The organism is Streptomyces sp. NPDC001153, assembly GCF_053598315.1.
In genome coordinates this window covers 1-7,939 of sequence record NZ_JBSFJZ010000106.1, presented here as the reverse complement: position 1 = coordinate 7,939, position 7,939 = coordinate 1, and the positions used below count along the sequence as shown (strand labels likewise).

Here is a 7,939-nt window from a genome sequence, read left to right as displayed (position 1 = left end):
CAGCCCACCACCCTGCGGATATCTCACACAACCGGCATACCGCGACGATCACACATCGTCAGCCCTCGACGACATCACGCCGCAAAGGTCAGTAGCGTCCGGATGCTCTGCGGTCCCGTACTGCAGCAAGGGGGGCGGACGGCCGCGCACATGGGGAGACGCATGCCGTCATGGCGGTCGCCGTGCGCGCGACCAGGTCTGCGGGCCCTCGCCCGCGCGAGAGCGCAGGACTTCGAGACCGACATACGGGCACGGCCCGGAAGGAAGACACCTGTGAATCGAACCGTGCGTCAGCGCGGCTGGGTCGCGCTGTTGCTGGCCGGCGCCGTCATGGCAGCGCTTCCGGCGGCAGCGGCCGCCGACGAATCCCCCATCAACCCGGCACTGCCGACGCCGACACTGCCTGCCGGCTCGGCCTGCGGCAGCGACAGCAGCCCGACCTGGCAGACCGTGACCACTCCGACTCCCGCGGACATGACGGTCTCCATCGGCGTGCCCCGGCCCACCGTGGGTGGAGTGTCGTACCAGGGAGTCGTCCACGCATGGGACGTCGACGGATCGCAGGCAGCCGACGGGTCCGTCTCCGGGCTGCCGGTTCCCTACCAATCCGTGTATGTCCCGCTGCCCCTGACGGATGGACACACCTACGGCTGGCACGCGTCGACGTACGACGGGACGGCGTACTCGAACCCAACCGCGTCCTGCTACTTCCGGGTCGACGACAGCGCGCCCCTCGCCCCGGTCGTCACGAACCCGGACTTCCCCCCGGCGGGCAGCCCGGGAACGCCCACGAAGGCCGCCGGGCAGCCCACAACGTTCCGCTTCACTTCCCGTGATCCCCTCCCCGGCGGATGCGTGGAAGCGGAGGCTCCGGACTGCTGGGCCAGCGGTCTGGATCACTTCGAGTACGCCTTCGACCAGCAGCCCGGCATCGGCGCCGCCCAGACCCCGGCCGACGCCCAGGGCAAGGGAACCCTGACAGCCTCCCTGACCTGGGGGAGCCACACCCTCAACGTCGTCGGCGTCGATGCGGCCGGGAACCAGACGACGCAACCGACGGCCTACACGTTCTACGTGCCATGGCAGCTCCCGGCGCCGACCACCATCAACCTCACCGCCCCGGTAAAAAGCAACCGCGCGTCCCAGCTGACCGTGTCCGGTCAGCTGTCGGCGGACACGTACCCATCCGGTGAGGCCGTCAAGGTGGTCAAGAGCGACCTCGCCCACCCCGCCGGCGTGGCGCTGCCCGACGCGCCGCTGTCCGCCGACGGCACATTCCACATTGCCGACGTCCCGCAGGTCGGCGGAGCCAACACCTACTTTGTGACCTACCCCGGTGACTCCACACACCAGGCCACCAGCGCCTCTGCAACCGTCCAAGTCTCACGCAGCGCGACCGCGCTGAGCATCAGCAGCGACGCGTCGTCATACGCCTACGGCGCGACCGCAAAGATCACGGCCCACCTCGGCACGACCTACAACGGACACACACTGTCGATCTACGCCGAGCCTTACCACGGTAAGAAGGCGCTGGTCAGGACAGGCACGGTGGACAGCCACGGCAACCTGACCGCCAGCTACAAGGTCGCCGGCAGCACCGTCTTCACCACATCTTTCGCCGGTGACTACCGCTATGCCGCGGCCACAGCCGTCCGCACCGTATCGGCCTACGCCAAGGTGTCCGAGTCACTCAGCGGCTATTACGCAAGCACTCACTACGGCAGCATCCTCTACCGGGTCTACCACCACACCGCCCACGCAAAGCTGAACGTCACGGTCACGCCCAACAAGGCCGGCCAGTGCGTGCAATTCCAGACCCAGCGATATTACGGCGGCGCCTGGCACACACAGAGCACCTCCTCATGCCACACACTCAGCACGACAAGCACCACCTCCGCGACGCTCAGCCTGACCAAGGCAGTCAACAGCAGGTTCCGGCTGCGCGCCGAGTACGTCCACAGCAACAAGGACACCGGAAACCTCAACACATGGGGCGCATGGCAGTACTTCACCGTCAGGCAGTAAAAGACGACCCGCAGGTCGCCGACGGCGCGATCGTCCAGGACCCACGAACCGTGGGAGTGCGTCTGAAAGATCGTGAAAGTCCGTGATGTGACAGGCTGGCCGGGAACCCTGACCTGGGACGGAACACCCCCGCGTCGGGGGGGGGGAGCACTCCGTCAGCGTCCGCCGAGTCTGGCTGGTCGGTCACGGACGGGCACAGGGCTACGGTGTGTCCCGACAGCTAGGTCGGCCGCACCGAGACACCGCCGCGCCCCCGCCGGGCCGGGCGGGGGCGGCTGGGGTTTGTTCGATGTCGGGCCCAAGGACGCTGGGGGCCCATATCACCGCTGCCCTAATGGGGGCAGGTGGCGGAGATGATGTAGTCGACGACGTCGTGCGTGCTGGAGCGTTGCCGGTAGGCGGCGCGCTGGCGGTCGGCGCCGTTCCCTTCACCGCGCAGGCGCTGCCACTGCTCGCGTACGTGGTCGAGGTCGTCGTGCCGTCGCAGTGCTGGGGCGATCGTGTGCAGCAGCCTTTCGACGAGCGTGGTCTGGGTGACCAGGTGGCCGGTGAGTGGGTCGATGCCAGTGCCGGCCAGTCCGTCGCGTGCCGCGCGCCAGCAGGCTGCACGCAGGACTTCCGGTGCCGGACGTGGGGCCGGTTCTCCGGCTTGAACGAAGCTGAGGGCGGTGGCAGTCAGAGCGCGGACGACGGCGGCGAGGATCAGGGTGTCGTCGGGTGTCAGGGCGGCGTCGGCGACGCGGACTTCGATGGTGGGCAGGTGGTGGGAGGGGCGGATGTCCCAGTACAGGCCGCCGCGGTCGATGAGTGCCTCAGTGTTGAGGAGAGTGTCGAGGAGATCGTTGAAGTGGGCGGGTGATTCGAAGTACGGGGGCGGGCCGGCGACGGGCCAGCGCCCCCAGGTGGTGGTGCGCCAGCTCGCGTAGCCGGTGTCCTGACCGTCCCGGAACGGGGAGTTCGCGCTGAAGGCGATCAGGGTTGGCAGCCAGGGCCGCAGGTGGTTGCTGACGTACACGGCGTCACGGGGGTCGGGCAGGCCGACGTGGATGTGGCAGGCGCACGCGGTCTGCTCGTCGTCCAGAGCGCGGAAGTGCGCGGCGCTGCGGGCGTAGCGGGCGCCGGGTGTGATCGGGACAGGGGCCGTCTGGCCGAGCACCGGGGTGCCGGTCGAGGCGACGCGCGAGCCGAGGCGCGCAGCGGCGCGGGCGGCCGCCGTTCTCGTGGAACGGATCTGGTCGGCAGCTTCCTTCAGGCAGGTGTGCGGATCGGTGCGCAATTCGACCTGATAACGGGTCAGCTCGGTGCCGGCCCGGTCACCGAGTTCACCGGCCGCCTCGCTCACCACCTCGGGTCCCTGCGGGCTGAGAGTGCGCGTGCGGGGATCGACCAGGAGGAGTTCCTCCTCGACGCCCACGGTGAGCGGGGCCTGAGCGTGGCTTGATCCGAAGGTGCGGGTGGGCGTGAGGGCGTCTGTCGGGGCCGCCCCACCGTGATGTTCACTGCTCATAGTGATGGCACTGTCTCAGAAAGTGCTCGACCCGTGGGTGTAATCGTCTGGTTGCCGAAGGTTGAGGAGTACCGCATGCGTGAAGAGACCGACGTCCTGGTGGTCGGAGGCGGTCCGGCAGGCGCGACCGCCGCGGCCCTCCTGGCCCGCCAGGGCCATCAAGTGCGGGTGCTGGAAAGGGAACGGTTCCCGCGCTACCACGTCGGGGAGTCGCTGCTGCCCTCGCTGCTGCCCGTGCTGGACGTACTGGGGGCGCGCGAGGTGGTCGAGGCGTACGGGTTCATCCGTAAGACGGGGGCGTTCTACGGCTGGGGCGGCCAGGAGTGGTCGCTGGGCTTCGATGAACCGGGCAGACCGGCGTCCTACAGCTTCCAGGTCATCCGTTCCCAGTTCGACCACCTGCTGCTGGAGCACGCCCGCACGCAGGGTGCCGACGTGCGAGAAGAGGCCCGCGCGGGACGGGTCACCTTCGAGTCCGGCGGCGAGGCCGGCCGGACCCACCGGGCTGTGGAAGCCACCTGGGCCGGTCAAGACGGAACCGCAGGGCGCATCCGCTTCCGCTGCCTCGTCGACGCCTCCGGCCGCACGGGCCTCCTCGCCGCCCGGCACCTGCACACCAGACGCGTCCACGACGCCTTCCGCAACGTCGCCACCTGGAGCTACTGGCGTGGCGCCGCAGCACTTACCGCCGCCCCCAGCGGCGCGATCGGGGTGTTCTCACTGCCGGATGACGGATGGCTGTGGGCCATCCCGCTGCACGACGGCACCCTCAGCGTCGGCCTGGTCACCGACAAACGCTCCTTCGCCCTCGCCAGACAGGAAGCAGGCGGCTCACTGCAGACCCTCTACGACGAAGCGATCTCCCGCTGCCCCCTACTGGCCGGCATGCTCACCGGCGCCCGCCAGGTGGCGCTGCTGAAAACCGAGAGCGACTACTCCTACGTCAGCGAAGCGTTCAGCGGACCGGGCTGGTTCCTCGCCGGCGACGCCGCATGTTTCCTGGACCCCCTGCTGTCCACCGGCGTGCACCTGGCCATGTACAGCGGCCTCCTCGCCGCCGCCTCCATCAGCAGCATGCTCCGCGGCGACGTCGACGAAGACGCCGCCCGCGCCTTCTACCAGACCGCCTACCAGCACGCCTACGAACGACTCCTCATCCTGGTCAGCGCCTTCTACCGCATCCACGCCGGCCGCGACAGCTACTTCCGCACCGCACAGCAGCTCAGCCGCCGCGACCAAGCCCCCCTCCACCTGCACGAAAGCTTCCTCAACATCATCACCGGCGCCGAAGACCTCCACGACAGCCAGACCGACGACCCCGTCGACACCTTCCTGCGCACCGTGCGCCCACCCGTCAACGGCCAACCCCCGCAAGGACTCGCAGGCCACGGAACAAGCCACCTGCTGCCCCTGCCCACCACCCCCGCACACGCCACCGCCGGCCTCTACCTCAACCTCCACCCCCATCCCCACCTCCACGCCACCGACCACGCCTGATCAGAGGGCTCAGGCGTTTCCGCCGCACAAGTACACGCAGGAGGAGCACCCAGCAGGACGGCCGGACCGGCGGTGTCTGAGCCGGGGCGGCGGTGGTCGGGGCAGGTACGGCGGGCGCAGGGATCTGGGCGGCCGGTTGGGCGTCGGGTGACTTGCGTGGACGATAGCCCCGCTCGGCTTGGGCGGGCGCGGGGGTGTCGTCGGTGTCGTCCCCCTCGAGGGCCAGGACATCGGCGAGGGATTCGCCGCCGCTGGCTGTGGCCGGCCCTGTCGCTGTCGGCTGCCGGGGCTGCTGCCGGGCATCGCGGAACTGATCGTCTTCCCCGTGAGCCTCGCGCGGTGGCCGGCCCCGGCGGCCGGGGCCGGCCAGCGGCCCGTCACGGGGCAGCTGCCGGGGGGTGGGGGGCTGCCTCGAGTGCCGGACGGTGGCGGCTCTTGCCGCATGCGCGGGGTCAGACGCAGATACTCAAGGCGCAGACGCCGACGTTGACCAGCAGGACGGTGATGCCGAACTGGGTCAGGTAGGTGTTGACGACCGCGGTCTGCAGGGCGGTCAGCTGGGTCGTGACGGGGGCGTTGACGTTGTTGTCGGCGGCGTTGGCCAGGGCGACCTGCAGGTCGCTCAGCTGGGTGCCGCTGAGGACGTTGATGTCGTGGACGTTCACGGTGGTGTTGTCGAGCACGTTGTTGACGGTGATCAGCCCGGAGCTGTTGACCGTGTGGTTGGAGCCGCCGCCCTGGTTGGAGCAGGTGTAGGGATGGCTGGTGGCGGAACGCTGCTGCTGCGCCGCGGCGGGTGCGCCTGCCGCGCCGGTCAGGGCTGCGGCGGTGGCGACTGCGGCGGCGAAACGAGCGAGCTTCACGATCGTCTCCTTCATCCAGGCCACCGGTCTGTGCCGGCGGCATGTGTGGTGCGGGACGCTGGAAGTCTCCGCCCCCGGCTCCCTCAAGCCCAAGGAGAATTCCGGTACGCCGGCGCTGCCGGCGCCCACCAAGCCCTGCGGGGCACACACACGCTGGTGGCAGGGCGTGCACGGGGCCGGTGGTGTGCAACAAGCTGTACGTTGCCTGTCGGCCTCACCCCGCAGGCCTGCGGGCAAAGCCCGAGCCTGAAGGGGAAACCCACCGGCAGGACCCCGCCATGCTTGCTCCCTCAATCACGTCCAACACCGGAAGTCACTGAATGCCGGGCACCCTCGGGAGCGCACCCGCGGTATCGGGTGCACTCAATGGCCGGCCTCCCGGCCGCGGCGCGGTCCGGGCTCCTGCACCCGGGTGCGCCCGCTGGTCGTCCTGGCGCACCCGGTGCACTGGGTAGGCATCCGCCTGGTCGGCGTAGCGGTCCGCACAGTCACGAGGGCTTCCACGTCCGTGCGGGACGCCCGCAAGACCCGCAGCGCCGTCAGGCCGATCGCCTCCCGAGGTCCGACCTCCGGCTCCTGGTCGCCGTGCCCGGATCGGCGGCCGAAAGCGCGAGCAGTTGATCGAGCATCGCCGCCTGCTGGTGCGCGACGACCTCGTACGCCCGGCCCCGAGCGGCGGTGACGGTGCGCAGCTTCTCGCGGAGCGCTCCTCATACGGAGCCGCGCCCGGCCGGCACCGACGTCACTCCGTGCGCGTTCGACCATTCTTGAGCACTCCGTAGTAGTCGCTGTAGGGGAGTTCCAGCTTGAACACCAGGCCGTACCGTTTCCGGATGGCGGCGACCGTGGCGGTCTTCGGGTCGCGTACCACGCGGGACACCGGCGGATCGTCGACGAGGCCGGCGTAGGGCTCCTCGACCAGCCGGCCCGGTGCGCCGCCACGTGTCGTGTCCCAGGTCAGCGTCTGTCCAGAGACGGCCAGCCGGGTCGGCGCGGGGGCCTTGGGGCCCTGGGGGTTCGGGCCGTGCCCCTGGTAGTAGGCGACGAGTCGCTTGCCGTGGTCGTCGTGCGTGAACGGGATGGGACTTCCGGATCCGGCCGGCCCGGAACGGGCGTGGTCGCCCGCGGTCAGGATCCCGTCGAGGGTGTCGGCCATGTGCCTGGGGTCGGCGCCGTAGTAGGCGGTGATGTTCATCGAGCAGACGACCTTGTAGTCGTCGGTCTTCTGCTGGAAGAACCAGCCCGGTCCCGATCCCGGCACGCACACGTCGTGCACCACGACCAGGCCGAGCGACAGGGGCGTGCGGTCGGCGTACGCCCGCGCCACGCCCCGGAGCCGTTGCTCCGCCAGCTGCCGGGCCTGCACCGCCTGGCCGCTCTCCCCGAGCTTGCGCAGCTGCTTGTCGCTGACGGCACGGTCCGGGGCCGTGGCACAGGCCGAGACAGCGAACAGGATGACCACCGCCAACGATCCCCACACGCTCTTCGAGCCGGCGGCACGCCGCGCGAAAACCCTCATGCTTGTCCGCCTCTCATCGGCAGCTGCCTCTCCGTCGTCGTGGGCCCGGCCCGACACCGTCCCTGTCCACCAGGAGAGACCAGCTCAGGCGTAACTGAGGATCAGGCAGGCCAGTACGACCTGAGCCGTCCACTGCACCACGACGAGCCCGACTCGGGCGCCCGTCCAGCGGTCCCGGGGCCACAACAGCGACGTCAAGCCAGCGACGACGGCCGTCCAGAAGCATCCGTAGAGGAGTACGCCGGAGACGGCAGAGCACTCTTCACCGTCAGTGATGCACCGGCTGCCGCGCACGCTGGCGAGGACCGGGACGCAGCTGAGGACCACCATCGGCAGGAGCAGTCCGACTCCCCAGCCGGACCACCTTCGGAGCCTGCGGTCAGTGTCCTGCTGTTGCGCGGTTGCCCAGGTCGTGTTCATGAGCCCAGCCAATCGTGGCGGCGAGCTCCCGTGATCGGGCCCGGTACTCACATGTCCTGGGCTCGCATACTCAACACCCGCTCCATGATGCCTGCCTCGATCGGCCCT

General features: G+C 69.7%; 5 protein-coding genes. 2 read left to right on the top strand and 3 right to left on the bottom strand.

Annotation, left to right across the window (positions count from 1 at the left end; genetic code table 11):
* Positions 1-273 precede the first annotated feature (273 nt).
* On the top strand, positions 274-2,025 hold the full coding sequence (locus tag ACWDEN_RS47625; protein WP_450864356.1) for a hypothetical protein: 1,752 nt from the start codon (positions 274-276) through the stop codon (positions 2,023-2,025).
* Between the two features lie 331 nt (positions 2,026-2,356).
* On the opposite strand, the gene ACWDEN_RS47620 is transcribed toward ACWDEN_RS47625, so the two are convergent.
* Positions 2,357-3,532, bottom strand: a complete 1,176-nt coding sequence (locus tag ACWDEN_RS47620) for a carboxylate-amine ligase (protein ID WP_450864354.1) — start codon at positions 3,530-3,532, stop codon at positions 2,357-2,359.
* A 75-nt stretch (positions 3,533-3,607) separates the two neighbouring features.
* On the opposite strand from ACWDEN_RS47620, the gene ACWDEN_RS47615 reads away from it, so the two are divergent.
* The gene (locus ACWDEN_RS47615) at positions 3,608-5,029 is read left to right on the top strand and encodes an NAD(P)/FAD-dependent oxidoreductase (RefSeq protein ID WP_450864352.1); all 1,422 of its coding nucleotides are present in this window, start codon (positions 3,608-3,610) and stop codon (positions 5,027-5,029) included.
* 452 nt (positions 5,030-5,481) lie between these two features.
* Here the strand turns inward: ACWDEN_RS47615 and ACWDEN_RS47610 are convergent, their stop codons facing one another.
* The gene (locus tag ACWDEN_RS47610) at positions 5,482-5,892 is read right to left on the bottom strand and encodes a preprotein translocase subunit TatB (protein ID WP_450864350.1); all 411 of its coding nucleotides are present in this window, start codon (positions 5,890-5,892) and stop codon (positions 5,482-5,484) included.
* A 742-nt stretch (positions 5,893-6,634) separates the two neighbouring features.
* A complete protein-coding gene (locus ACWDEN_RS47605; protein WP_450864348.1) occupies positions 6,635-7,411 on the bottom strand; it encodes a hypothetical protein in 777 nt (258 codons plus the stop codon).
* Between the last annotated feature and the right edge of the window lie 528 nt (positions 7,412-7,939).